The organism is Streptomyces sp. NPDC008139, from assembly GCF_042957025.1.
GTDB lineage: Bacteria > Actinomycetota > Actinomycetes > Streptomycetales > Streptomycetaceae > Actinacidiphila.
Map to the genome: position 1 here is coordinate 201,889 of NZ_JBIBHM010000001.1, position 23,835 is coordinate 225,723.

26 protein-coding genes are annotated in these 23,835 nt (G+C 72.1%); 15 read left to right on the forward strand and 11 right to left on the reverse strand.

The window, feature by feature from the left end; genetic code table 11:
- The first annotated feature begins 44 nt into the window (after window positions 1-44).
- The gene (locus tag ACFZBB_RS00865) at window positions 45-1,340 is read left to right on the forward strand and encodes a histidine kinase (protein WP_391116476.1); all 1,296 of its coding nucleotides are present in this window, start codon (window positions 45-47) and stop codon (window positions 1,338-1,340) included.
- A gap of 27 nt (window positions 1,341-1,367) precedes the next feature.
- On the opposite strand, the gene ACFZBB_RS00870 is transcribed toward ACFZBB_RS00865, so the two are convergent.
- Window positions 1,368-2,399 carry a LamG-like jellyroll fold domain-containing protein gene (locus ACFZBB_RS00870; RefSeq protein WP_391116478.1) on the reverse strand — a complete coding sequence of 344 codons (1,032 nt, stop codon included), beginning with the start codon at window positions 2,397-2,399 and terminating at the stop codon, window positions 1,368-1,370.
- 667 nt (window positions 2,400-3,066) lie between these two features.
- A complete protein-coding gene (locus ACFZBB_RS00875) occupies window positions 3,067-3,735 on the reverse strand; it encodes a PRC-barrel domain-containing protein (protein WP_391116480.1) in 669 nt (222 codons plus the stop codon).
- A gap of 250 nt (window positions 3,736-3,985) precedes the next feature.
- Between ACFZBB_RS00875 and ACFZBB_RS00880 the strand changes: the two genes are divergently transcribed.
- Window positions 3,986-4,579: a hypothetical protein gene (locus ACFZBB_RS00880; RefSeq protein ID WP_391116482.1), complete on the forward strand. Its 594-nt coding sequence runs from the start codon at window positions 3,986-3,988 to the stop codon at window positions 4,577-4,579.
- A gap of 40 nt (window positions 4,580-4,619) precedes the next feature.
- Here ACFZBB_RS00880 and ACFZBB_RS00885 read toward each other — a convergent pair whose 3' ends face one another.
- Window positions 4,620-5,024: a nuclear transport factor 2 family protein gene (locus tag ACFZBB_RS00885; RefSeq protein WP_391116485.1), complete on the reverse strand. Its 405-nt coding sequence runs from the start codon at window positions 5,022-5,024 to the stop codon at window positions 4,620-4,622.
- Window positions 5,025-5,194: 170 nt separating this feature from the next.
- Between ACFZBB_RS00885 and ACFZBB_RS00890 the strand changes: the two genes are divergently transcribed.
- Entirely contained in the window at window positions 5,195-5,800 is a 606-nt protein-coding gene (locus ACFZBB_RS00890) for a response regulator (protein WP_391117455.1), read from the forward strand.
- Between the two features lie 4 nt (window positions 5,801-5,804).
- Here ACFZBB_RS00890 and ACFZBB_RS00895 read toward each other — a convergent pair whose 3' ends face one another.
- Window positions 5,805-6,407 carry a TetR family transcriptional regulator gene (locus ACFZBB_RS00895; RefSeq protein WP_391116487.1) on the reverse strand — a complete coding sequence of 201 codons (603 nt, stop codon included), beginning with the start codon at window positions 6,405-6,407 and terminating at the stop codon, window positions 5,805-5,807.
- Between the two features lie 184 nt (window positions 6,408-6,591).
- On the opposite strand from ACFZBB_RS00895, the gene ACFZBB_RS00900 reads away from it, so the two are divergent.
- From ACFZBB_RS00900 to ACFZBB_RS00910, 3 genes are all read left to right on the forward strand, one after another.
- Window positions 6,592-7,563 (forward strand): NAD-dependent epimerase/dehydratase family protein, encoded by a 972-nt coding sequence (locus ACFZBB_RS00900; protein WP_391116489.1) that lies wholly within the window; start codon window positions 6,592-6,594, stop codon window positions 7,561-7,563.
- A 100-nt stretch (window positions 7,564-7,663) separates the two neighbouring features.
- Window positions 7,664-8,098: an SRPBCC family protein gene (locus tag ACFZBB_RS00905; RefSeq protein ID WP_391117457.1), complete on the forward strand. Its 435-nt coding sequence runs from the start codon at window positions 7,664-7,666 to the stop codon at window positions 8,096-8,098.
- An 85-nt stretch (window positions 8,099-8,183) separates the two neighbouring features.
- Window positions 8,184-8,744, forward strand: coding sequence for a hypothetical protein (locus tag ACFZBB_RS00910; protein ID WP_391116491.1), 561 nt, complete (start codon window positions 8,184-8,186; stop codon window positions 8,742-8,744).
- Between the two features lie 162 nt (window positions 8,745-8,906).
- Here ACFZBB_RS00910 and ACFZBB_RS00915 read toward each other — a convergent pair whose 3' ends face one another.
- On the reverse strand, window positions 8,907-10,361 hold the full coding sequence (locus ACFZBB_RS00915; RefSeq protein WP_391116493.1) for a DHA2 family efflux MFS transporter permease subunit: 1,455 nt from the start codon (window positions 10,359-10,361) through the stop codon (window positions 8,907-8,909).
- Between the two features lie 136 nt (window positions 10,362-10,497).
- Here ACFZBB_RS00915 and ACFZBB_RS00920 point away from each other — a divergent pair, with 136 nt between their 5' ends.
- From ACFZBB_RS00920 to ACFZBB_RS00940, 5 genes are all read left to right on the forward strand, one after another.
- On the forward strand, window positions 10,498-10,686 hold the full coding sequence (locus ACFZBB_RS00920; protein ID WP_391116495.1) for a hypothetical protein: 189 nt from the start codon (window positions 10,498-10,500) through the stop codon (window positions 10,684-10,686).
- Between the two features lie 213 nt (window positions 10,687-10,899).
- Window positions 10,900-11,550, forward strand: a complete 651-nt coding sequence (locus ACFZBB_RS00925) for a class I SAM-dependent methyltransferase (RefSeq protein ID WP_391116497.1) — start codon at window positions 10,900-10,902, stop codon at window positions 11,548-11,550.
- Window positions 11,551-11,762: 212 nt separating this feature from the next.
- Window positions 11,763-12,746: an N-acetylmuramoyl-L-alanine amidase gene (locus ACFZBB_RS00930; RefSeq protein ID WP_391116500.1), complete on the forward strand. Its 984-nt coding sequence runs from the start codon at window positions 11,763-11,765 to the stop codon at window positions 12,744-12,746.
- 138 nt (window positions 12,747-12,884) lie between these two features.
- Entirely contained in the window at window positions 12,885-13,724 is an 840-nt protein-coding gene (locus ACFZBB_RS00935; RefSeq protein WP_391116502.1) for a hypothetical protein, read from the forward strand.
- A 231-nt stretch (window positions 13,725-13,955) separates the two neighbouring features.
- Window positions 13,956-14,966: an LLM class F420-dependent oxidoreductase gene (locus ACFZBB_RS00940; protein ID WP_391116504.1), complete on the forward strand. Its 1,011-nt coding sequence runs from the start codon at window positions 13,956-13,958 to the stop codon at window positions 14,964-14,966.
- 46 nt (window positions 14,967-15,012) lie between these two features.
- Here ACFZBB_RS00940 and ACFZBB_RS00945 read toward each other — a convergent pair whose 3' ends face one another.
- A complete protein-coding gene (locus ACFZBB_RS00945) occupies window positions 15,013-15,567 on the reverse strand; it encodes a hypothetical protein (protein WP_391116506.1) in 555 nt (184 codons plus the stop codon).
- A 185-nt stretch (window positions 15,568-15,752) separates the two neighbouring features.
- Between ACFZBB_RS00945 and ACFZBB_RS00950 the strand changes: the two genes are divergently transcribed.
- The gene (locus tag ACFZBB_RS00950) at window positions 15,753-16,040 is read left to right on the forward strand and encodes a hypothetical protein (RefSeq protein ID WP_391116508.1); all 288 of its coding nucleotides are present in this window, start codon (window positions 15,753-15,755) and stop codon (window positions 16,038-16,040) included.
- Window positions 16,041-16,055: 15 nt separating this feature from the next.
- Here the strand turns inward: ACFZBB_RS00950 and ACFZBB_RS00955 are convergent, their stop codons facing one another.
- Genes ACFZBB_RS00955 through ACFZBB_RS00965 form a run of 3 tightly spaced genes read right to left on the reverse strand, consistent with a single transcriptional unit; the run spans window position 16,056 to window position 19,488 of the window.
- Window positions 16,056-17,162 (reverse strand): prenyltransferase, encoded by a 1,107-nt coding sequence (locus ACFZBB_RS00955; protein WP_391116510.1) that lies wholly within the window; start codon window positions 17,160-17,162, stop codon window positions 16,056-16,058.
- Window positions 17,159-17,941 carry a methyltransferase domain-containing protein gene (locus ACFZBB_RS00960; protein WP_391116512.1) on the reverse strand — a complete coding sequence of 261 codons (783 nt, stop codon included), beginning with the start codon at window positions 17,939-17,941 and terminating at the stop codon, window positions 17,159-17,161. Before ACFZBB_RS00960 ends, ACFZBB_RS00955 begins: the two co-directional genes overlap by 4 nt.
- Entirely contained in the window at window positions 17,941-19,488 is a 1,548-nt protein-coding gene (locus ACFZBB_RS00965; RefSeq protein WP_391116514.1) for a glycosyltransferase, read from the reverse strand. The genes ACFZBB_RS00960 and ACFZBB_RS00965 overlap by 1 nt, the downstream gene beginning before the upstream one ends.
- 276 nt (window positions 19,489-19,764) lie before the next feature.
- Between ACFZBB_RS00965 and ACFZBB_RS00970 the strand changes: the two genes are divergently transcribed.
- The 3 genes from ACFZBB_RS00970 to ACFZBB_RS00980 all read left to right on the forward strand — a co-directional run bounded on the left by ACFZBB_RS00970 (window position 19,765) and on the right by ACFZBB_RS00980 (window position 21,821).
- On the forward strand, window positions 19,765-20,415 hold the full coding sequence (locus ACFZBB_RS00970) for a TetR family transcriptional regulator (RefSeq protein ID WP_391116516.1): 651 nt from the start codon (window positions 19,765-19,767) through the stop codon (window positions 20,413-20,415).
- Between the two features lie 354 nt (window positions 20,416-20,769).
- Entirely contained in the window at window positions 20,770-21,624 is an 855-nt protein-coding gene (locus tag ACFZBB_RS00975) for a helix-turn-helix transcriptional regulator (RefSeq protein ID WP_188285066.1), read from the forward strand.
- Window positions 21,625-21,635: 11 nt separating this feature from the next.
- Complete coding sequence (locus tag ACFZBB_RS00980; RefSeq protein ID WP_188285067.1) at window positions 21,636-21,821, forward strand: DUF397 domain-containing protein; 186 nt, start codon at window positions 21,636-21,638, stop codon at window positions 21,819-21,821.
- Window positions 21,822-21,949: 128 nt separating this feature from the next.
- On the opposite strand, the gene ACFZBB_RS00985 is transcribed toward ACFZBB_RS00980, so the two are convergent.
- Window positions 21,950-22,186, reverse strand: a complete 237-nt coding sequence (locus ACFZBB_RS00985) for a 4Fe-4S domain-containing protein (RefSeq protein WP_391116518.1) — start codon at window positions 22,184-22,186, stop codon at window positions 21,950-21,952.
- Window positions 22,186-23,727: an aldehyde dehydrogenase family protein gene (locus ACFZBB_RS00990; RefSeq protein ID WP_391116520.1), complete on the reverse strand. Its 1,542-nt coding sequence runs from the start codon at window positions 23,725-23,727 to the stop codon at window positions 22,186-22,188. Before ACFZBB_RS00990 ends, ACFZBB_RS00985 begins: the two co-directional genes overlap by 1 nt.
- Window positions 23,728-23,835 lie beyond the last annotated feature (108 nt).

Below are 23,835 nucleotides of genomic sequence, written 5' to 3' on the forward strand. Positions count from 1 at the left end.
GCCGGGACACGTACAGCGCGTACCGAACGGGGACGGTGACCGCCATGACGGCGAACAGCGGCATGGCCGACGGCGTGACCGACCGCCCGGCCGGCGGGGCAGGCCACCCGGCCGAGACCACGGACAAGCCGTGCGGCAGGGCCTGGTGGCGGCGCGGCGCACCGCACGACTTCGCCCGCGAGATCGAGCACATCAAGTCCCCCGACGGCAACGCGCTCTACCCCTGGCTGCTGATGGTCATCGGCCCCGGCGCCGACATCGCCCAGGGCCGGGTCCCCGCCCCCTGGCTCGCGGGCTGCGGCCTCGCGCTGTTCTGCCTCCTGTACGTGTTCACGGTCCGTTCGGCTTTCCACGAGCCGTGGCGCAGGGGGCCGGTCCCGTACCGTCTGCTGGGTGCGCTGGCCGTCTGTACGGCCACGCTGGCCATCGCCTACGGCGGGAATTTCCTGCTGCTGTACACGCTGGTCTCGCTGAGCGTCGGCGCCGTGGCCTCCACCCGCCGCGGCCTCGGCCTGATGCTGATGCCGCTGAGCGCGACCGCCGGAGTCACCGCGAGCACGCACGGCCAGGGCTTCTGGGGCACGGCGGGCCTGGCGTACGGCACCTTCCTGTCCGGCCTGGTCGTCTCGGTGATCATCACACTCTCCTACGCCGTCGCCCAGCTCAGGGAGACCCGGCAGGAGCTGGCCCGCAGCGCGGTCGCCCAGGAGCGGATGCGGTTCTCACGCGACCTGCACGACCTGCTCGGGCACACCCTGTCGGTGGTCGTGGTGAAATCCGAGGCCGCGCGCCGGATCGCGCCGCGCGACATCGACGCGGCGCTCGCCCAGGTCGCCGACATCGAGGCGGTCGGCCGCCAGGCCCTCACCGAGATCCGTGAGGCCGTCACCGGCTACCGCGACGGCAGCCTGTCCACCGAACTCGACCGGGCCCGTTCCGTCCTGACCGCCTCCGACATCGAGGTCGTGGTCCAGGAATCGGGCCCGCCCCTGCCCCCGCAGACCGAGGCGCTGCTCGGCTGGGTCGTCCGCGAGGGCGTCACCAACGTCGTCCGGCACAGCGGCGCGACGCTGACCCGTATCGAACTCGCCACCGGGCGCGGCCGGGCCCATCTGACCATCAGCGACAACGGCCGCGGGTCCTGTCCGCCGCCGTCCGGTCAGGACGGCGACATCAGGACCCGCACCGGTACCGGCCTGCGCGGCCTGACCGAACGCCTCGCCGCCGCCGGCGGCTCCCTCACCTCGGGACCGGCCGCCGACGGCGGCTTCCGCCTGACGGCCGCCCTCCCGGTGGAGGAGGACGCGGCCCCGGCCGGTCACGCCGTGTCGGCGCGCTGACCGGCCGGGGCCCCCGTCCGACCGGGGTCAGCCGTCGATGACCGACGTGATCTGGTCGGAGTCGGTCATCGCGCCCGACCAGACGCGGATGTCCTCGATCTGGCCCGCCAGGTAGTGCCCCCAGGTCGCGCCGACGTAGGCGCGGCCGCCGGTGAAGTCGCCCGCTCCCTGGACGGCGGTGAAGGGCTGGGTGTCCTGGAGGTTGTCGCCGAGGTAGAGGCTGACCGTGCCGGACTGGGCGTCGAGGACGCCGGTGACCTGGACGGTGCCGTCGGCGCTGCCGCCGCTGGGGTCGTCGTTGGGCGAGACGGCGCCGGTGAAGGTGCCGTCGGTGGCGACCCGGCCGAAGAGCCACCGGCCCTGGGGGACGGTGATGACGTTGCCGTCGTCGTCCAGTGTGGTGGTGGCGCCGGTGTACTTGAACCACACGCCCCACGAGGAGCCGTCGGCCGAGCGCTGCCCTGCGATCTGTTCGGTGTAGCCGACGGGGTGGGTGACCAGGGCCGCCGCGTCGAGCTGGGTGCGGGTGGTGACCGTGAAGGAGCCGGTGTCGTCCACGACGGAACCGGGCGTGGAGACCGAACCGGTGGCGCCGTCGAGGGCGATGGTGTCGCCGTCGAGGGTGGCGCCGCCCGAGGTGGTCAGGGTGCGGCCGTAGCCGGAGGCGGTGTCGGCGAGGGTGGTGCCGGAGGCGCCCGACGGGTCCCAGACCGCGGTGAGTTCGACCCGGGCCTTGCCGTCGGTGCCGAGCAGCCGCGCCTCGTCGGAGGCTTCCTGCGAGGTCAGCGTCCGCTGCCGGACCTTCACCTCATCGATGCTGCCGGGGAAGTTGTACTGGTACGTCCCCCACTTGTACCGCCCGATCTGGAAGGCGCCGGTCGCCGACCACGAGCCGGTGGTGGTCGCGGTGCCCTGGAGCACGCCGTTCACGTACACCGCGCTCTGCGAGGTCGCCGGGTCGTAGCTGCCCAGCAGATGGGTCCACACCCCGGTCCTGGGCGGGGACTTGGCCGCCACTCCGTAGTACGCGGTGCCGGTGTTGGCGTCCTGCTGCTTCACCCCGAAGAACCAGGTGCCCAGGCCGTGGTCGTAGGCCAGATGAACGGGCTGTACGTCACCCCGTCCTGCGAGAGCACAATGCCGTTGGGCGTGGTGGTGTCCAGCTTCACCCACGCCGAGACGGTGTAAGCCGAGCGGGTCTCCAGTACGGGCCCCGCCGTCGAGGCGTACCCCGACGTCCCGTCCAGGTGCAGGCCCTTGTCCGGGGTGCTGCGCCCCCACCCCGTTCCACCCGAACTCCCCTATGAGCGAAGTGGATTCTGTGTCCATCTAACGAAGCGCGTCGATCCTTTCAGGAAAAAATGAAGTGGAATCCCGCCTTCTGCACCTGCCGCCACCTGCTCCGATACGTACCTCGGGGTTCACGAACCCCGAGGTATGTACAGCCTTTTCCCGCCGCCCTTTCCGCCGACCGGATTCCGGGACGAATTCCCCCCGCAGCCCCTTTATCCGCTTTTCCTCCGGTCAGTCCGCCGCCACAACCCCCGCCCAGTCCAGCCCGCCCCGCGCCCCGACCCCGGGCGCGTAGCCGCCGCCGGGCAGACCGGCGAAGAACTTCAGCACGCCGTGCTTGGTGGCCGCGTAGAGGTCCGGTATCCCGTCCCGTTGGCGTCCCCGGCGCTGCTACGCCGGGGGTCTGACAACGCCAACGGGATTCTTGGGGCGCCTAGGACTTGTCGTCGGGGGCGGGAGGGGGCGGAGGGGTGGAGGGGGTCGCCTCGGGTGCCGGGGTGGGGGTCTCGGAGGAGGCGGTGGGCTCCGAGGGGGCGGGGGTCTCGGAGGGGGTGGGGGTCTCGGAGGGGGTGGGGGTCTCGGAGGGGGTGGACGCGGGCGGGGTGGTTTCGGCGGGGGTGGCCTTGCGGAGGCGGGAGCGGGCGGGGGCGGGGGTCGGGTCGTCGGAGAGTTCCTGGATGTCGTCCATGCCCTCGTCGTGGCCGGTGAGGGGGGCGGTGGGGCGGTCGGCGCCCACGCCCGGGGCGCCGGACGCCTGGCCCTCCGGCGGGAGGAGCCCGTAGTGGGCGTACAACTCCTGCTCCTGGTCGAGTCCGAGGTGCTGCTCGGCGTCCTCGCGCGGCGCGGCCTTGATCGTGTCGAGGTCGTACGCCACCCGCAGCACACCGCCGCCCGTGTCGCGCCCGATCTCGTGCTCGGCGCCGGCCAAGGGGACGAACGTCTCCTCGAAGCCGTGCATCCCGGTCCTCACCGTCACCCACTGCGGCCGACGGTCCCAGTCGTCCACGTACACATGGCTGACCCGGCCGATGAATTGCCCGTGCCGGTCGTGGATCGTCAGTTCCCTCAATGCCTCGGAACTCCCGAAGACGTCATCCGTCATACGAATTCACTCCTCTACGACGTGCCTGCGGCCCAACCGGAAAAGGTGCGGCACCGTCCTCCCGCGAACCGCGTGCCCGACGAGGCCACCTTCTCCCATCCCGACCGCTACCCCGTGGCGGGACACCTAGGGCTTTTCTTTCAGATCATCGGATCTGCGCGATCGGTGCGGGCCTGACGGTGGATCAACCGGCCGTCGGCGGCGCATGATGGAGGCGCCCGTACGGCCAGAAGCGAGGTGTCGCGCCCCGATGAAGCGCAAGACCAGATTCCTCCTGGCAGGCCTCGCCTCCGTGGGCGGCGCCGTCACCGGCGCGTCCCTGCTGCACAACCGCAGGTCTGACCGCAGGGAACACCTCTATGTCACGGTCTTCAGCGAACCCGGCTACCGGGGCCTCAACGAGAGGCTGACCTGGAGCGGCGGCGCGCGCGAGGTCGTCCCGCTCGCCCGGGTGCGGCTGCCGCGCATCGGCTCGATCAGGCTGGAACGCCTCGCGTACCGGTTCCGGCCCGAGGTGCGGCTGCCGAACGTGTACGTCCTGTGGCAAGCCCTCACCGAGCGCCCGGACCGCACGGACCCCGAGGGCGGCGTGGCCAGCTTCATCGCCATGCACCAGCTCGCCGGCGTGTTCTCGGTGGGCTCGTGGGAGCCGGTCCGCGCGTCCGAGGCGCGGTCGGGAGTACGGCTCTGGTCCGGGCGCCCCTCCAAGGCGGCTTCCGGCGAGGCGGGAGATCCCGGCGCCCTCCCCCGGCACGACGTCCTCGCCGACACCCCCGACCTCGGCTCCTGGAGCACCCGCACCCGCTACCTGGAGCTCGGCTACCACGACGGCCCCCGAGGCTGACCGCCCGCCCCCGCTTGCCGGACGGCCGCACGGGCTCAGGTCACGTCGTGGGGAACTCGGGGGCGGCGGGGGAATCGGCCGGCTGGATCTCTCCGGCGAAGACGATGACCTGGTCGATGAGGCTCCGTCGCAGATGGACGACGTCGGTTCCCGTCAGCCGGGGGCCTCCGTCGGGAGTGGTGAAGACCCACTCGTACCGGGCCCATTCGTCGGGCATGTCCACCGCCGAGCAGCGCTCCATCGTGCCGGCCCCCGCCGGGTGGCGCCGGATGTCCAGCACGAAGCGTTCGACCGCCTCGATCCCCTCGCTGCGTCCCAACGGCCCCCAGAAGAGGACATCCGAGGTCAGGGCCTGGGAGAGCAGCCCGGTCACGTAGGTGTCGTCCGACGCGTTGAACGCGGAGATGAACGTGTCGATCGCGGACTGCGCGGTCTCTTCATGCATGTACCAGTAGTACCAGCCCACTCGCGGCAATAGTCGCCGTGCGAGCCATGTCCCGGACGCGGTGAGCGGACCGCGCGGGCAGGGCTGTCTAGGGTGGGGGGATGACCGACGGGGAGACAGGGCAGGGCGGGGAGCAGGGCGGCGAGCACGGCGACCGGCGGGACGGGGCGCTGACGCGGGTGCTGCTCGCGGAGGACCAGGGGATGATGCGGGGCGCGCTCGCGTTGTTGCTGAATCTGGAGGACGACCTGGAGGTCGTCGCGCAGGTGGCCGCCGGGGACCGGATCGTGGCGGAGGCGCTGGAGGCGCGGCCGGACATCGCACTGCTGGACATCGAACTGCCGGGGTGCAGCGGGCTCGACGCTGCGGCGGAGCTGCGCGAGCGGCTGCCGTCGTGCCAGGTGCTCATCCTCACCACATTCGGTCGGCCGGGGTATCTGCGGCGCGCCATGGAAGCGGGCGCGGCCGGATTCCTGGTCAAGGACGGGCCCGTGGAGGAACTGGCCCACGCCATCCGCCGTGTCCTGCGCGGCGAACGCGTCATCGACCCGGCGCTGGCCGCGGCAGCGCTCAGCGCGGGGCCCAGCCCGCTCACCCCGCGTGAGCGCGACGTGCTCAACGCCGCCGCGGACGGCTCCACCGTCGCCGACATCGCGGCCCGCGTCTTCCTCTCCGAGTCCACCGTGCGCAATTACCTCTCCGCGGCCATCGGCAAGACCGGCACCCGTAACCGCATCGAAGCCGTACGCCACGCGCGCCAGAACGGCTGGCTCTGATCCCTCACGCCAGCGAGGCGAGGAACGCTTCGGCCGCGTCGTCGACGCGAGCGCGGTCGCCGGTGGCGAGGAGGTCGAGGAGCAGGCCGCGAACGGTGGCGATGACGAGGGTGGCCGTACGCACTGCCAACTCGGGTGATACGTCGGGTCCTTGGGCGGCGCACAGGGCGTTCATCCAGTCGGTGACGACGTGGTCGAGGAAGTCGGAGAACTGCTCGGGCGCCTGGAGTGCCCGCCCGTAGACGGCGAAGAAGAGCCGGAACTCGGCGCCTTGGCGCGGGTCCGAGGCGCGTTGCCAGACGGCGCGTACGGACGTCGCCAGATCGGGCTGGTGTCCGGCCGTCTCGTTGGTGGCCTGGAAGATACGTTCGCGCAGGCGCCCGAGGACGGCCTGGAGCATCTGCTCCTTGGTGCCGAAGCGGTGGACGAGGGTCGTGGGCGACACCCCGAGGGCGGCGGCGACCGGCCGCCACGACACCTCGGAGAAGCCGTGCTCGACCGTGTAGTCGACCACCGCGTCGAGCAGTTCCGCGCGCCGCTGGTGGTCGACGGGGCGCCCCGCCATCGCTGCCTCCGGTTGATCGTCGCGGTCCGTCGCGACCGTCACGGTCCGTCCTGTTCGTCGCGGTCCGCCGTGATCGTCGCGGTCCGCCGTCGTCCATCCTCCCTCGCGCACCGGCCACCGTCACCGCTTGACTTTTCTTGCACGACCGTACAAAGAATGGAGGGTGACCGCAAGGCCGCCCGCTACGGATCCGCCGGACGGGCGCGCCCCTTTCTGGAGGTTTTCCATGCGCGTTTTCGTCACAGGAGCGTCGGGCTGGGTCGGCCGCGGGCTCGTACCCGAGCTGATCACCGCCGGTCACTCGGTCGTCGGGCTCGCCCGCTCCGATGCCGCCGCCCGGACCCTGCGGGCCGCGGGCGCCGAGGTCCTGCCGGGTTCGCTCGACGACCTCGGCACGCTGCGGGAGGCCGCCGCGTCGTCCGACGGGGTCGTCCACCTCGCGTTCAAGCACGACATCGCCTTCGCGGGCGACTTCGCCGGTGCCACCGACGCCGACCGCGCGGCGATCGAGACCTTCGGCGAGGCCCTGACCGGTACGGACAAGCCTTTCGTCATCGCCTCCGGCATCCTCGGCGTGCTCGGGCTTGCGCCCGGCGTCGTCGCCACCGAACGCGACGGCCTCGCGCGGGCCGCGAGCACGGAGGACGACACCGATGGCACCGGCGACACCGACGGCACCAACGCCCCGATCAGCGGCTCCGGCGGCCGGATCGGCAACGCCCACTACGTCCAGGCCCTCGCCGGCCACGGCGTCCGCTCCTGCGTCGTACGCCTCCCTCCCGCCACGCACGGCACCGGCGACAACGGGTTCATGCCGGTCGCGATCGGCTTCGCGCGCGAGAAGGGCGCCGCGGCCTACGTCGGCGACGGCGGCAACCGCTGGCCGTCCGTCCACCGCGACGACGCCGCCCGGCTGTTCCGCCTCGCGCTCGAATCCGCGCCCGCCGGTTCCGTACTGCACGCGGTCGCCGACGAGGGCGTACCGATCCGCGAGGTCGCCGAGATCTTCGCCGCGCGCCTCGGCGTCCCCGCCGTCTCCGTCACGGCCGAGCGGGCCGGGGAGTACGTCGGCTGGCTCGGCCGCTTCTGGGCCGTGGACGGCCCCGCCTCCGCGCGGATCACGCGCGATCTGCTCGACTGGCGGCCGACCCGTCCCGGCCTGCTCGCGGACCTGAAGGACGGCCACTACTTCGGCTGAGCGCCCCGGGATTCCCGCCATGTCCGATTCGTTCAAGAAAACGGTGCCGGTCGGCCGTAGCGTCGCGGTCATGGACAGCAACGGCATGGGCAGCACAGGGATGGACAGCGCAGGCAGGGACGGCGCACGCAGGGAATCCCGGCACCTCGGCATCCGTATCGACCGTCCCGTCAAGGACGTCTACGACTACGCCTCGAACCCGGCGAATCTGCCGGAGTGGGCGCACGGGCTGGGCGGCTCGATCGAGGAGATCGACGGTCAATGGGTCGCGCGATCCGCCCCCTTGGGGCGGGTGACCGTCGCCCTCTCGCCCGCCAACGCGTGGGGCGTGCTCGACCACGACGTCACGTTGCCCTCCGGGCAGACCGTCTACAACCCGGTCCGGGTGATCGCGGACGGCCCGGCCAGCGAGGTCGTCTTCACGCTGCGGCGACAGCCGGAGATGAGCGACGACGACTTCCGGCGCGACGCCGAGTCCGTCACCGCCGACCTGGCCCGGCTCAAGAGCCTGCTCGAAGCGGCCGGACGGGCGTAAGGCGTCCCGCAGGTGTCAGTGCCGTGCGATAGACAACTCCTCACAGACTCCGGCGGTAGCGGGAACGAGCGATGAGGGGGCCACCATGGCGGTCGAGGGCGCGGCAACGGATACGGAGGCCGGGCCGGCCGGGCGTACCGAGGTGGTCGGCGGGATCGAATCGCTGGTCCTCGACGGCCGTCGCCTCTGGTTCGGCTTCGACTTCACCTCCGACCAGGTGCTCTCCCCGCTGATCGACGACGCGGGAGCCATGGCGCGGTTCGCCGCGCGGCACATGCGGCAGCGCACCGGCGCCCACGACGAGGCGTACTGGGCGGAGCTGGTCGCGTCCGCCGTCGACAGCTCCGACCTGGTGTGGCGGGACGAACAGCGCGCCTTCACGACGAGCGCGTTGGAGGCCGGGGACGCGGGCCCGGCGGCCGGACACCTGCTGTACCTGCTCGACGCGGCCACCGACTGGGACGGCCACGCGCCCGCGGACCTCCCAGTAGTTGGCCTCCCGGCCGACCTCCCCGCCGACCTCCCCGCCGACGCGGAAGAGACCGAACAGGCACTGCGCGCCCACCACGCCGTGGGCAACTGGTCCCTGCTCTTCGCCCCTTACATCCGCGGCCTCCAGCACACGACGTCCGCGCGCGGGCGGTAGCCGGGGACAGGTTCTCCCTGGCTAAAAGCGCGGCGGGCTCGGAGGATGGCGTTCGGATGCTGGCGTCGTTCCCGGTCGAGGGCACCGACGCCGCGAAGAAGCTCGCGCTGCTCCGCGACGGCGCGACGACGGCCCCGGCCGCGACCACAGGCCCGGCTACGGCTACGACACCGGAACGATCTTCGGAGTCGGCTTCGGCAACAGCGCCGTGAGCGCGGTGCCCACGACCAGGAAGGCCGCGCTGATCAGGAAGGCCAGGGAGTAGCCCGAGGTCAGCGCGCGCGCCGCCGACGCTCCCGCGTGACCGCGGGAGGAGATACGGCTGGCGGCGGCGGTCGCGAGGATCGTGAGCCCGAGTGCCCCGCCGAGCTGGCGGGAGGTGTTGAGGAGGCCGGAGACGAGCCCCTGTTCGCTCATGCCGACACCGGAGGTGGCCGCCGCCGCGATGGGGGTCATCATCAGGCCCGCGCCGAACATGGTGAGGACGCCGGGCCCGAGGATCGAGGTGAGGAAGGCCCCGTCCACGGTGAGCCGGCTCTGCCAGGCCAGACCCGCCGCCGAGATGAGCCCGCCCGCCGCGCCGACGATCCGGCTGTCCACGTAACTCATCAGCCGGGGCGCCAGCTTGGAGCCGACGATGATGCTGACGGTGTGCGGCAGGAAGGACAGACCGGCCCGCACCGGGCTGTAGTGCAGCACGTTCTGCATGTACAGCGACAGGAAGTACCAGGTGGCGAAGGTCGCGGCCCCGGCCGCGAGCAGGACGGTGTTGGCCGCGGACACCGAACGGATACGGAACAGGCGCAGCGGCATCAGCGGCTGGGCGGTCCTGGCCTCGACGGCGACGAAGCCGCCGAGCAGGACGGCGCCCCCGATGATCGGCAGCAGCGCGGTGGCGGACGTCCAGCCGTGCGACTCGCTCTCGGCGATGCCGTACGCGAGGGCGGCGACGCCGCCGGTGACGAGGACGGCGCCGGGTACGTCGAGACGGCGGCTCGTACCGCCGCGGCTCTCGGTGAGCCACAGCGCGGCGCCGACGATCACCAGCGCGCCGATCGGCACGTTGACCAGCAGCACCCAGCGCCACGACAGGTAGTCGGTCAGCAGGCCGCCGACCAGGCCGCCCGCCGCGCCGCCGCCCGCGCCGACCGCCGTCCAAGTGCCGATCGCCCTTGTCCGCTCGGGGCCCTCGGGGAAGGACGTTGTGAGGATGGCGAGCGTGGTGGGCGCCAGGACGGCGGCGCCGATGCCCTGGAGGGTGCGGGCGGCGATCAGCAGCCCCGAGGACTGGGCGAGGCCGCCCGCGAGGCTCGCGGCCGTGAACAGGCCGAGGCCGACGAGGAAGACGCGCTTGCGGCCGAAGAGGTCGGCGGCCCGGCCGCCGAGCATCAGCAGGCCGGCGAACGTGATCGCGTACGCGTTCACCACCCACTGCTGACCGGCCTGGCTCAGCGCCAGGTCCGTACGCATCGACGGCAGCGCCACGTTCACGACGGACACGTCGAGCACCACGAGGAACTGGCCCGCGCACACCGCGACCAGCACCGCCCATGCGGGCGGCGCCGGGCGCCCGGTACGGCGGGGGGTTCGTTCGCGCTGTCCGAGGAGATCGCTCATGGGGACCATGCTGCCGTCCCGACTGTCACGAAAGCATCGGGATTTTGGCCTACGTCCGCCCTGCCGGGGCCTAGGCCGACTTCCGGGGGGACGTGCTTCGGGACCGGTCCCGGGACAGGTGGGTTTGGCTGTACGCATGAACCACCTGCCTTCCGCGGACCCGGCCCGTTCCCGTCCGCTCGTCCGCGCCGTGCTGTTCGCGGCCGTGGCCGCCGTCCTCGTATCGTGCGGCGACGACGGCGCGGGCGGCTGCGGCCGCTCCGACGGCGCGGGCCGTGCCGTACCACCGTCCCGCACACCGACGACCCCCACGGCATCGACCTGACCTGCGAGGCGGGCACCAAGGGCCGGGTCAACAAGCTGAGCCCCAGGTGCTCGGCGTCGTGGGCAGGGCCGCCGTGCTGCGCATCGGCCTCGCGGCCTCGGGCGCCGACGCATAAAGCCCTAGCTCGATACCCCAGCCCCGTCCCGGCCCAGGTCCCGGCCCAGGTCCCGGCCCAGGTCCCGGCCCGCGTCCCGGCGGAAATAAGGTGACCCCATGACGGATGTGGTGGCGGCGTTCGAGGCCGCGAAGGGGTTCATGCCACGGGACGAGGGCCTGGCCCTGTACGCGGCGGCGAAGGAGGCCGCGGCCGGACTCGGGCTGCCGCTGCTGGAGGTGGGCACGTACTGCGGGCGGTCGACGGTCCTGCTGGCGGACGCGGCCCGGGGCGCGGGCACGGTGGCGGTGACGGTCGACCACCACCGGGGCAGCGAGGAGCAGCAGCGGGACTGGGGCAACGGCGAGTACCACGACCCGGAGCTGGTGGTGGAGGAGGCGACGGGGTTGATGGACACGCTCCCGGCCTTCCGCAGGACGCTGCACGAGGCGGGCCTTGAGGAGCACGTGATCGCGGTGGTCGGGAGGTCACCGCAGGTCGCCAAGGTGTGGCGGCAGCCGCTCGGGCTGGTGTTCATCGACGGCGGGCACACCGACGAGCACGCGGGCGGCGACTACGAGGGGTGGGGGCCGCTGGTCGCCGAGGGCGGGCTGCTGGTGATCCACGACGTGTTCGCGGACCCGGCCGACGGCGGGCAGGCGCCGTACCGGGTGTACCGGCGCGCGCTGGACTCCGGCGCCTTCGCCGAGGTCTCGGCGACGGGGTCGCTGCATGTGCTGCGCAGGCTGCCGGGCCCGTTCGAACCATAGCCCGCGCGTCCTACGGCTGGGCAGCCGCACGAACCGCGGCCCGTTCACCGCCGTGCTCCGCGAGAACCGCGGCCCGTTCACGCCGCGCCCCGCACGGCCCGCGCGGCTTACGCCACCCGTCGCCGTCACGACTACCTCGCCCTCCGTAGCTCCCCGGCCGCGCCGAGCCACCGCCCTTCAGGGATGTCCGCGAGGCCGATAGAGTCGCTGGCGTGTTCAGGAACGAGTCGTACGGGGGCGGCAAGGGCCGCACTCTGATCATCGCCGTCGCCGTGATCGTACCGGCCTGCCTGGCAGGCGGTCTGGTGTACCACGCGGTGGGCGATTCCGGGGGCTCGGAGCAGGACAGCGCGGTACGGGCCGCGCCGACGTCCTCGCCGTCGGCCTCACCGACCTCGGCGGTTACCGGCGACGACGACCAGAAGGGCTCGGCGCCGCAGGCGGACCTGGCGGGCACGGCCCCGACCGCGCAGGCGACGGCCTCCCCCAGACCGCTCAACACCACAGGCGCGAAGAGGCCGTTGGCGGGAAAGGTCGTCGTCCTCGACCCCGGCCACAATCTCAACAACGCCAAGCACACGGCGGAGATCAACAAGCTGGTGAACATCGGCACCGCCCGCAAGGAGTGCGACACCACGGGGACGGAGACCAACTCCGGTTACGCGGAGGCGACGTACACCCTGGACGTCGCGCACCGGGTGCGGGCGATCCTGCTGGCGCGCGGCGCGCAGGTGAAGCTCACGTACGACGGAGACCGGGCGTTTGGCCCGTGTGTGGACGAGCGGGCCCGGATCGGGAACGCGGCGCACGCGGACGCTGCGCTGTCGATCCACGCGGACGGCGCGCCCGCGTCGGCGTCCGGCTTCCATGTGATCGCGCCCAAGTCGGTGCACGTGGGCATCGCGGACACCCGTAAGATCGCGGCGCCCTCGTATCTGCTGGCCACGACGTTGCGTTCGCGTTTCGCCGCGGCGACCGGCGAGCACTTCGCCGACTACCTGGGCGGCGGTACGGGGATGACGGTCCGCGACGACCTCGGCGGGCTCAACCTGTCCACCGTTCCGAAGGTGTTCATCGAGTGCGGGAACATGCGCAACGCTCATGACGCCAAGTCGTTGACGGACTCCGCGTGGCGGCAGCACGCTGCCCAGGGGATCGCCGACGGCCTCACCGCCTTCCTCGAAGGGAAGAGGTGACAGGGCTGTAGCAGTCCGGTATGGATCGTGCACCAATGGTCATACCCGGCTGGCCGGACATGATCACACCCGTACGATGGGGCACCGCCCGATTGAGTACGGCCGAGTTAACCGAACTGACAAAGGACAGGACCTGACGTGAACATCCGCTCCCTGACCCGAGGAGACGGCGCGGTGATCGGAGCAGCGGTGCTGCTGCTGATCGCCTCGTTCCTGCCGTTCTTCAGCTTCAAGTCGCCGTTCAACGGCGCGGAAAGTTCGCGGAACCTGTGGCACTCGGACTACTTCCCGATCCTGCCTTCGGTGACGCTGGCCGCGCTGATCGCCGCCGCCGCGGTGGTGCTGGCGCGTACCGGTCCGCTCGTCGGGCGGCAGATCCTGGGGCTCTCGCTTGAGCAGTGGGCCGTTGCGATCTCGCTGTTCGTGGGCTGGACCGCCCTGTGGGCGACGCTGTTCGACAACCCGGACGGCGTCGACAAGGGCGCGGGCAACTGGCTGACGCTGCTGTTCGGCGTCGTCATCGCGGTGGCGGCCCCGCTGTCCAACCGTCTTCCCGCGCTCAAGGCCCCGCTGCTCGGCGCCCCGCGGCCCGCGGCCCAGCCGTACGGTGTCGGCCCCGGCCAGCAGCCGTACGCGGCGGGTCCGCCGCAGGCCGGTTACGGCTACCCGGGCGGCGCGCAGTCCGTCGAGACGCCGTACGGTCAGCCGCAGCAGGCCCAGCAGCCGTACGGTGCGCAGCAGTCGGCGCCGCAGCCGGCCGCCGCGCAGGGTCCGTCGTCGGACTTCACCGCTTTCTGGTTCGCGGTGCCGGTGCCGCGCCCGTTGTTCGCTGAGGACAACCCGGGCACGCAGATCGCCGAACTGACGCCGGGTACCTGGTACTTGGCCGTGGACCAGCGCGGCCCCGCGCTGATCGCGCAGACCCAGGACGGGCGGCGCGGTGTGCTCCAGGACAGCAGCGGCATCCAGCGCGGCTGATCGTTTCTCCTTCCGGTACGCGACAGCGGCCGGTCCCGCTCCGGACCTCCGGACGCCGGGACCGGCCGCTGTTCTTTCCCCCCGGCCGCCTGCCCCCAGCCCGTCACCCGGCCGCCCGCTGCCTGCGAACGGCTCTGCGCCCGGCCGCCGGTCTTCCGGCCCGCGGCGGGCGCGCGTACCCTCCCACTATTCCTGACGCTCCGTCATATCACTTGCCCCCAGGAGGCGTTCATGCGGCTCGGACTCGCGCTCGGTTACTGGGGCCGCGGCCCGGACCCCGGCCATGTGGGGCTGGCGCAGGAGGCGGAACGGCTGGGCTACGACTCGGTGTGGACCGCGGAGGCGTGGGGCTCGGACGCCTTCACCCCGCTCACCTGGATCGCCGCGCACACCAGCCGGATCAGGCTGGGCACGGGTATCGCGCAGATGGCGGCCCGCTCCCCCACCGCCACCGCGATGCAGGCGCTCACCCTCGACCACCTCTCCGGCGGGCGGATGATGCTCGGCCTCGGCCTGTCGGGACCGCAGGTGGTGGAGGGCTGGTACGGCCGCCCGTTCCCGAGCAGCCCGCTGACCGCGACCCGCGAGTACGTGGACGTGATCCGCCAGGTGCTGCGCCGCGAGGCGCCGGTACGGCTGGACGGCCGTTTCCACGCGCTGCCGTACGCCGGTCCCGACGGCACCGGGCTCGGCCGCCCGCTGAAGCCCATCACCCACCCGCTGCGCGCCGCCCTGCCGGTGCTGCTGGGCGCCGAGGGTCCCAGGAACATCGCCCAGACGGTACGGATCGCCGACGGCTGGCTGCCGCTGTACTGGTCGCCGTTCCGTACCGACGGTTACCACGCGCCGCTCGCCGAGGCGCCCGAGGACTTCATGGTCGCCCCGCTGGTCCGCGCGCAGGTCTGCGCGGACCCGGCCGACGGGCTGCTCCCGGTCAAGGCGATGCTCGGCTTCTACATCGGCGGCATGGGCGCGCGCGGCCGTAATTTCCACGCCGAGCTGATGGGCCGGATGGGGTACGAGGAGGAGGCCGGGCGGATTCAGCGGCTCTTCGCCGAGGGCCGCCGCGAGGAGGCGGTGCACGCCGTGCCGGACGCCTTCGCCGACGAGATCTCGCTGGTCGGGCCGCGTGAACGGATCGCCGACCGGCTCGCGGCCTGGCGGTCGGGCCCGGTCACCGACCTGCTGGTGACCGCGCCCGACCGGGAGACGCTGCGGGTGCTGGCGGAGCTGAACGCCTAGCGGGCGGCCCGGCGGTGGGCTCCGAGCGCGTCAGCCGACGATGTCCTCAGCCGCCGATGTCCTTGAGCGACGGCACGTTGTCGGTGACGTCCACCCCGGCGCTCTTGCCCGCTTCCTTGACCTTGTTGATCACGTCGTCGAAGCTGCTCGCCGCCTGGTCGGTGGAGTCGCCCTTGCGGAGCTTGGACGGCAGGTCCTTGAGCGCGTCGATGCCCGCCGTCAGCGGTGCCACCGCCTTGCTCAGCGTGGGGTCGGCCTTGGCGTTCCCGGCCGCCGCCTTCAGCCTGTTGTAGGCGAAGGTGCCCGCGAGACCGGCCTTGACCAGCGCGAAGGTCCGGCCGCTCGTGCCCTTCTTGAACTTGCCCGCCTTGTACGGCTTCACGATCCACTGGTACGTGGCCCCGGCCGCGAGGCCCGCGTTGGCGACGAAGCGCGTCTTGGCCAGCTTCTGCTTCTCGACGGTGCTGGTCGGCGACGCGCTCGGGTCCGAACTGCCGGTCGACATGGAGTCCGTGGACTTGCCGCAGGCGGTCGCCGTGAAGAAGGTGACGGCGAGCAGGAGCGCGACGATCGTCCGGCGCAACGGGATGCCTGTCGGCACGGGGACCTCCGGGGTGGCATACGGGGCTACGGGTGCGGGGCGTGCGTGATCTTTGGCAGCATCACCCGGCCCCGGTCCGCCCGCCACTCGGGAGTTCTGGCCAGATCCTCACGCTTCGCGAGGGCGCGCCGTCACCGCGGAATCGAAAGGAGTTTCAATCGCCGGAGCCGGGCAATGCGGTTGTCATGGCCAGACGGTATGGCGGTAACCCCGCCGCGGCGATCATCCTCATCGTCGCAGACATCGCTGCACTGATCCTGATCCTGTGGATCTTCTTCTTCGTGTTCGACGCCAACCGGGCGAACGACCTGGTCAACTGGGTCCATCACTCGGCGAATTGGCTCGCGAGCTGGTCGAAGGACCTGTTCACGGTGGACAACGCCAAGTGGCGCACCGTGCTCAACTACGGTCTGCCCGCAGCCGTCTACCTGCTGGTCGCGCACGCGGTGGCAGGCCGGGTCAACCGCGCCTGACGTACGGCACGCGTCTCAGCAGCAGCCCGTCCTGCCGGAAGCCTCGGGTTCCAGCCCGACCGGCAGCCGTTCCCCGCTGAATACGGCGGTGGTCGCCTCGTCCCCCCCGAGCGCGGCCACCGCCAGCAGCACGGCGGCAGCGGTCCACGCGGTGCGCTCCACCGGCCAGACGGCGTCGTCGTCGTAGACGTACCCCGTCCAGTACAGGCCGTCGTCCGCGCGCAGGTGCCGCATGTCGGCCAGCAGCCGTACGGCGCGGTCGGACTCGCCCACCGCCCAGAGCGCCAGGGCCAGTTCGGCGGTCTCGCCGCCGGTCACCCACGGGTTGGGCACCACACAGCGGACGCCGAGGCCCGGCACCACGAAGCGGGACCATCCCTCCTCGATCCGCTCCAGCGCGCGCGGCCCGCGCAGCGCGCCGGACAGCACCGGGTAGTACCAGTCCATGGAGTAGCGGCTCTTGTCCAGGAACCGCTCCGGGTGGCTGCGGATCGCGTGCCCCAGCGCGCCGGTCGCCAACTCCCAGTCCGGCTGCGGTTCTTCGCGGTGCTCGGCGATGGCCAGCGCGCAGCGCAGCGCCTGGTGGATCGACGAACTCCCGGTCAGCAGCGCGTCGGTGACGACTCCCCCGCCGTGCTCGGCCGCCTCCCGCTTCCAGCCGATCTGGCCGCCGGGCTGCTGGAGCCCCAGCACGAACTCCACCGCCGCGTAGACCGTCGGCCACAGCCGGTCCACGAACGCGTCGTCCCCGGTGGACAGATAGTGGTGCCACACGCCGACGGCCACGTACGCGCAGAAGTTGGACTCCTGGCCGCGGTCGGTCGGCCGCTGCGGGTCGCCGTCCTGGTAGGCGGCGTACCAGGACCCGTCCTCGTTCTGGTGCCTGGCCAGCCAGTCGTACGCGGCCCGCGCGCGCTCGTGCTCGCCCGCCGCGTCCAGCGCCATCGCCGCCTCGACGTGGTCCCAGGGGTCGAGGTGGTGGCCGCGGAACCACGGGATCGCGCCGTCCTCGCGCTGGACCGCCGCGACGGCGTCCACCGTCGCCGCGGCCTGCTGGGCGGTGAGCACACCGGGCAGCGCCAGCCGCTCCGTGCGGTCCGGCCTCCGGCTGGGGTACGTCACTTGGCGGCGCCCGGGGCGGCTGTGACGTCGGTGTCGTCCGCGGACGGCGAGGCGGCGCCCACCGGCAGGTGCGGCTTGGTCGCGTAGGCCACGAAGCTCTTGCCGATCAGCGGGTTGAGCGCCTGTTCGGCGACCCTTGTGGCCAGCGGTTTCTTCATGATGTCCCAGACCAGCAGCTTGTGGTACAGCTTCACCGGCAGCGCCTTGTCGTTGTCCACGCCGACCGCGCACTTGATCCACCAGTACGGCGCGTGCAGCCCGTGCGCGTGGTGCGTGCCGTACGGGCGCAGGCCCGCCTCCCGCATCCTGCCGAGCAGTTCGTCGGCCTTGTAGATGCGGATGTGGCCGCCCTCGACCTCGTGGTAGGCGTCCGACAGCGCCCAGCAGACCTTCTCCGGGCCGTAGCGCGGCACCGTGACCGCGATCCGGCCGCCGGGGCGCAGCACTCGCACCATTTCGGCGAGGACGCCCTTGTCGTCGGGGATGTGCTCCATCACCTCGGAGATGATGACGACGTCGAAGCTCTCGTCGGGGAACGGGAGTTGGAGGGCGTCGCCCTCCATCGCCACCGCCGACGCGCCCTCCGGCGCCTCGCCCTCCTCCTTCATCGCCGCGAACCAGCGGGCGACTTCGCGGATCTCCTCGCCGTTCCTGTCCAGCGCCACCACGTGCGCTCCGCGCCGGTAGCACTCGAAGGCGTGGCGCCCGGCGCCGCATCCGAGGTCCAGCACGCGGTCGCCTGCGGCGAGCGGGAAACGGGTGAAGTCGACGGTCAGCATCAGCGGTTGCTCCCTACCGGGCCGGACTCGGTCTCGGGGGGCACGTCCCCCATACGTTCACCTTGCGCAGGCGGGCGCCCTTCCCCGACGCGGGGCACCGCGGCTTCACCTCGCGCAAGGGGGCGCCCTTCAGGGGCGCGGGGAACCGCGCGCTCAGCCGATGCGGCGCCGCGGCTCACCGACCGCCCCAGCGGGGCAGACGCGGTCTGTTCCGCGACCACCGGCCCGGTGGCGGGTTGCTCGCGCCCACGCGGCGGCAGCCGCACATCGGACACAGGCCCACGAGCCCGCGGGGCGGAGGCGATCGCTTCGCGGTACAGGGCCACCGTCGCCTCGGCGGCCCGCTCCCACGTGAAGTGGGCCAGGACGCGGGCGCGGCCGGCGGCGGCGAGCCGCTTGCGAAGGTCGGCGTCGTCGAGGACACGTTCAAGCCCGGCGGCAAGCGCACCGGCGTCGCCCGGGGGCACGGCGAGGCAGGTCACGCCGTCGGGCCCGGCGACCTCGGGGATGGCGCCGCCGGTGGTGGCGACCAGCGCGGTGCCGGTGGCCATCGCCTCGGCGGCGGGCAGGGAGAAGCCCTCGTAGAGCGACGGCACGCAGGCGACCTCGGCGCCGCGCAGCAGGTCGACCAGCTCGGCGTCGCTGATGCCCTTGACGAATTCGACGGCGTCCTCGAGGCCGAAGTCGGCGATGGCCTCGGCCACGGGCCCCTTCTCCGGCCGTTTGCCGACGACGACGAGATGGGCGTACGGCCGCTGCGCCCGTACCTTGGCGAGGGCCTCGATCAGGAAGACCAGGCCCTTGAGAGGCACGTCGGCGCTCGATGTCGTGACGATCCGGCCGGGCACTTCGGCCACGGCGGGGTCGGGCGAGAAGAGCCGGGCGTCGGCGCCGATCGGGACGGCGCGGATGCGGTCCGGCCGTACGCCCAGGTCCTCGATGATCTCGTCGCGCGAGGAACCGGAGACGGTCACCACGGACGGCAGGCGGCGGGCCACCCGCTTCTGCATCTGCGTGAAGCCGTACCAGCGGCGTACCGACAGCCGTCGCTTCCAGTCCTGCGCGGCGGCCAGGTCCAGGCGGCGGTCCACGGTGATGGGGTGGTGGATCGTGGTGACCAGCGGCAGGCCGAGGCCGAGCAGTCCGTAGCCGAGCGTCTGATTGTCGTGGACGACGTCGAACTCGGCCCGGCGGGCGGCGAGATGACGCCGGGCACGCAGGCTGAAAGTGAGCGGTTCAGGGAAGCCGCCGGTCCACATGGTGGCGACCTCGAGGGCGTCGACCCAGTCGCGGTACTCGCCGCGCTTGGGCGTACGGAACGGGTCCGGCTGCCGGTACAGGTCGAGGCTGGGCAGCTCGGTGAGGGTGACGCCCTCGCCGACCGCGTCCAGCACGGGGTAGGGCTGCGCGCCGATCACCTCGACGCTGTGGCCGAGCGCGGCCAGCTCGCGGGACAGGTGCCGGACGTACACGCCCTGGCCGCCGCAGAAGGGATTTCCCTTGTAGCTGAGCAGGGCAATCCGCAGCGGCCTGGCCTGTGAGGTCACTCCGGCCCCCTTCTCAGTCGCGATTGAGCCGGAGCGTAACCGCTGTCGCGCTAATCTAGAACAAGTTTCAGACTTGATGGTACAGAAAGCCAGTCCACCGGCCGCCGGACGGTCGGATCACGCCGCCGGGGGCGGGGCCCGGTGCGGGCCGGGGGTGACTCGCACCACGTCACCCGCCCTGCCATCATGCACGCAGCGCGGGACACCGGCGGCACGGGCCGACCGGCCCGCGGACCGGCACGCAAACGGGTACGGGAACGGCACGGGATGGGACACATGAGCACTGACTCCAAGCCGTCCGGCCCGCCGCTCCCGCGCGTACCGTCGCACTCCCCCGCGCCGCACTCGCCGCCGCTGACGGAGCGGCAGGAGGCGCGGCGGCGCCGCATCCTGCACACCAGCGCGCAGCTCGCCTGCCGGGGCGGTTTCGACGCCGTGCAGATGCGGGAGGTCGCCGAGACGTCGGGCGTCGCGCTCGGCACGCTCTACCGCTACTTCCCCTCCAAGATCCATCTGCTGGTCGCGACCATGCAGGACCAGCTCGGGCAGTTGCACGGGACGCTGCGCAAGCGGCCCCCGGTGGCGGCCGAGCCGGCCGACCGGGTCGCGGAGACCTTGATGCGGGCCTTCCGCGCGATGCAGCGCGAGCCGCATCTGGCCGACGCGATGGTGCGCGCCCTCACCTTCGCCGACCGTTCGGTCAGCGCCGAGGTCGACACCGTCTCGCGGCTGACCACGGCGATCATCCTGGACGCGATGGGCCTGGACGCGCCCCCCACGGCCGAGCAGCTCTCGGCCGTCCGGGTCATCGAGCACACCTGGCACTCCGCGCTGGTCACCTGGCTCTCCGGCCGGGCCTCGATCGCCCAGGTGAAGATCGACATCCAGACGGTCTGCCGTCTGATCGACCTGACGTCCCCCGAGTAGCGCCCGCGCGGGCGCGGCCCGGCGCGCTCCCGGCCGAGGATCGCGGGTGAAGATCGCGGCCGTCTCCGGCCGCCACCGCCCGGCGACCGGGGCCTCACGCCCCCTTCACGGGACCTTCACCGGGTCCTCGCCGACCCGTCGCGCGTCGTACCGTCGGAGCGGGATCGCCGGTAACCGATACCCGGTCAACACACTTACACCTCAAGGGAGTTGACTGTCCGCGTGCGCGTAAGCGCGCGCAGCATATGGGGCAATAATGCCCCACTGCAACCTTGTCTCCGAAATTTCCAGAAACGATCTGGACCCCGCGTGAGCGGAACGGCAGACTCGGAACCACCATTCAGAAGGGACACCATGCCGCTCAGAAGCACCGCAACCGCCCGCCAGGAGCGCCTCGGTGCGGAGCTACGGAAAATGCGGGAAGCCGCAGCGATCACCGCGCGGGACACCGCGCGGCTGCTCGGCACCGACCCGGCGAAGGTGAGCCACATCGAGGCCGGGCGGCTCGGCGTGAGCGAGGAGCGGTTACGCAGACTCGCGGCGTTCTACGAGTGCGGCGACACCGCGCTGATCGACGCGCTCGTGGTCATGGCCAACAGCCAGGGCCGCAAGGGCTGGTGGGAGACCTACCGCGGCGTCGTACCGGCCGGACTGCTGGACATCGCCGAGCTCGAACACCACGCCACCCGGCTCCGTACCATCCAGATCACCCACATTCCGGGTGTGTTCCAGACCGAGGACTACACCCGTACGGTCTTCGGCTACGCCATCCCGCCGTTGCCGGACAACGAGCTGGAGGCTCGGGTGGCCCAGCGCATGGAGCGTTCGGGAGTGCTCTACCGGGAGACGGCGCCGCCGTACGAGGCGCTGATCCACGAGGCCGCGCTGCGCATGCGGTTCGGCGGCGGGAAGGTGGCGCGCGCCCAGCTCGAACACATCCAGGAGCTGAGCCATCTGCCGCACATCAGCGTGCGGGTGATCCCCTTCGCGGTGGACGGTCACATAGGTTCCGGCCACGCGATGCTCTACGCGAGCGGTCCGGTACGGCCGCTCGACACCGTTCAGATCGACTCCGCACACGGCATCAGCTTTCTGCACGCGGCACCGCATCTGTCCAATTACCGCGTGCTCTACAACACTCTCGCGGAGGTTGCGCTGGATCAGTCCCGGTCACGGGACTTCATCCGCGACATCTCCCAAGACCTCTGAAAGGCCCGCCGATGATCGCGCCCGCGCCGCTCGTTTGGCAGAAGTCCACGTACTCGCAGGAACAGGGCGAGTGCGTCGAGCTGGCCGAGGACGGCGGCGCGGTCCTGCTCCGCGAGAGCGACGACCCAGGGGTCGTGCTGTGTACGACGCCGACCGCGCTGGCCCGCTTCCTGCGGGCCATCAAACGCGGCGGGTGAGGCGGGGGCGGTCCCGGGCCGCCGTGCCCGGGCCGGGCCGGTCCGGCCCGGGCACGGCCGCAAGGGTGACGACGGGTAGCCCGGCCGGATGATTCCGGCCGGGCGGGCTGTTCGCACCGTCCGTCCGGTCACTCCTCCGGCGGGAAGACCGGCTCTCCCGACCCCTGCACGGTCAGGGTGATGGCCTCCACCGGGCAGCTCTCGGCCGCCGCGAGGAGGCCCTCCGAGGCGTCCGCCTCCGCCTCCACCGCGCGGGCCTGGCGGGGCACGCCCCCCAGCACGAAGGCGCCGGGGGCGCCGATCGCGCACAGTCCCGAGCCGATGCAGACGGACCGGTCCACGTCCACGTGCCAGCGGTCGCCCATCAGTCGGTGCCGCCCGCCGTGTCGCCCGCCGTGCCCGCTGCCCCGGCGGCCTCCTGCGCCGGGGCGGCCGGGTAGTCGGCCGGGAGGTGGATCATCTTGTGCTCCAGGTACTCGCTGAACCCCTCGGGCCCGAACTCCCGCCCGAGACCTGAGTCCTTGTAGCCGCCGAAGGGGCCGAGCATGTCGAGGCTGAAGGTGTTGACGGAGTACGTGCCGGTACGCACCTGGCGCGCGATGTCGATGCCGTGCTCGGTGTCGGAGGTCCACACGCTGCCGGACAGGCCGTAGTCGGAGTCGTTGGCGATGCGTACGGCGTCGGCCTCGTCGTCGTACGGCAGCAGGCAGATCACCGGGCCGAAGATCTCCTCGCGGGCGATCCGCATCCCCGGCGCGACGTCGCCGAACAGCGTCGGCTCGACGTACCAGCCGGTGTCCAGGCCGCTCGGCCGGCCGCCGCCGGTCAGCACCTTGGCGCCCTCGCGCTGGCCGATCGCGATGTAGTCCAGGGAGCGCTGCCGCTGGCGTTCCGCGACCAGCGGGCCGACCTCGGTGGCCGGGTCCAGCGGGTCGCCGACCACCAGCGCGGAGGCCGCCGCCGCCAGCCGCTCGGCGATCTCGTCGTAGTGGGTGCGGGGGGCCAGGACGCGGGTCTGGGCCACGCACGCCTGGCCGTTGTTCATCCACGCGTTGGGCACGATCCCGGCGACGGCCGCCGTCAGGTCCGCGTCCGGCAGGATCACGGCCGCCGACTTGCCGCCCAACTCCAGTGTCACGCGCGTGAGATGACGCGCGGCCACCTCCATCACCCGCTTGCCCGCCGCGACCGAGCCGGTGAACGACACCTTGTCCACACCGGGGTGGCCGACCAGGTACTCGCTGACCTCGCGTCCGGCGGGCACGATGTTCAGCACCCCGTCCGGCAGCCCGGCCTCCTGCGCGATCTCCGCCAGCAGATACGCGTCAAGCGGCGACTCCGGCGACGGCTTGAGCACAGCCGTGCACCCGGCGAGCAGCGCGGGCCCGAGCTTCGCCGCCGCCGTGAACTGCGGCACGTTCCACGGCACCACGGCCGCGACGACGCCGACCGGCTCGCGCCGTACCAGGATCGGCCCGAGCGCTCCGGCCCGCCGCTCCTCGTAACGGAAGTCGCGCGCCACGGTGATCGCGGCGTCCCAGACCATCATCGCGCCGAGCGCCTGGGCCAGGACGCTCCAGGAGACGGGGGAGCCGTTCTCCCGGCTGATCAGCCGGGCTATCTCCTCGTGCCTGACCAGGACGGCGTCCTTGATCCGGCCGACGACCTCGATCCGTTCCGCCAACGTCGTGCGGGGCCAGGGCCCTTCGTCGAACGCGGTGCGGGCCGCCGCCACCGCCCGGTCCACATCCGCCCGCGACGCGTGCGGCACCCGTCCGAACACCCGCTCCGTGTGCGGCGACACGACCTCGATCGTCCCCCCGTCCCCCGCCGGATCGACGAACGCCCCTCCGATGAACAGCTTTCCGTGCTCGATGAAGTCGGAACCAGGACCGGGATCGTTCATCGCTGTCGCCTCCGCCGCTCTCGCTGTCTCCGCTCGAACCATTTCTGACGCTCAGTCAGAACTGATACCAGTTCTCGTTATAGTGGGCAATGGACGCGGCACGCCCGG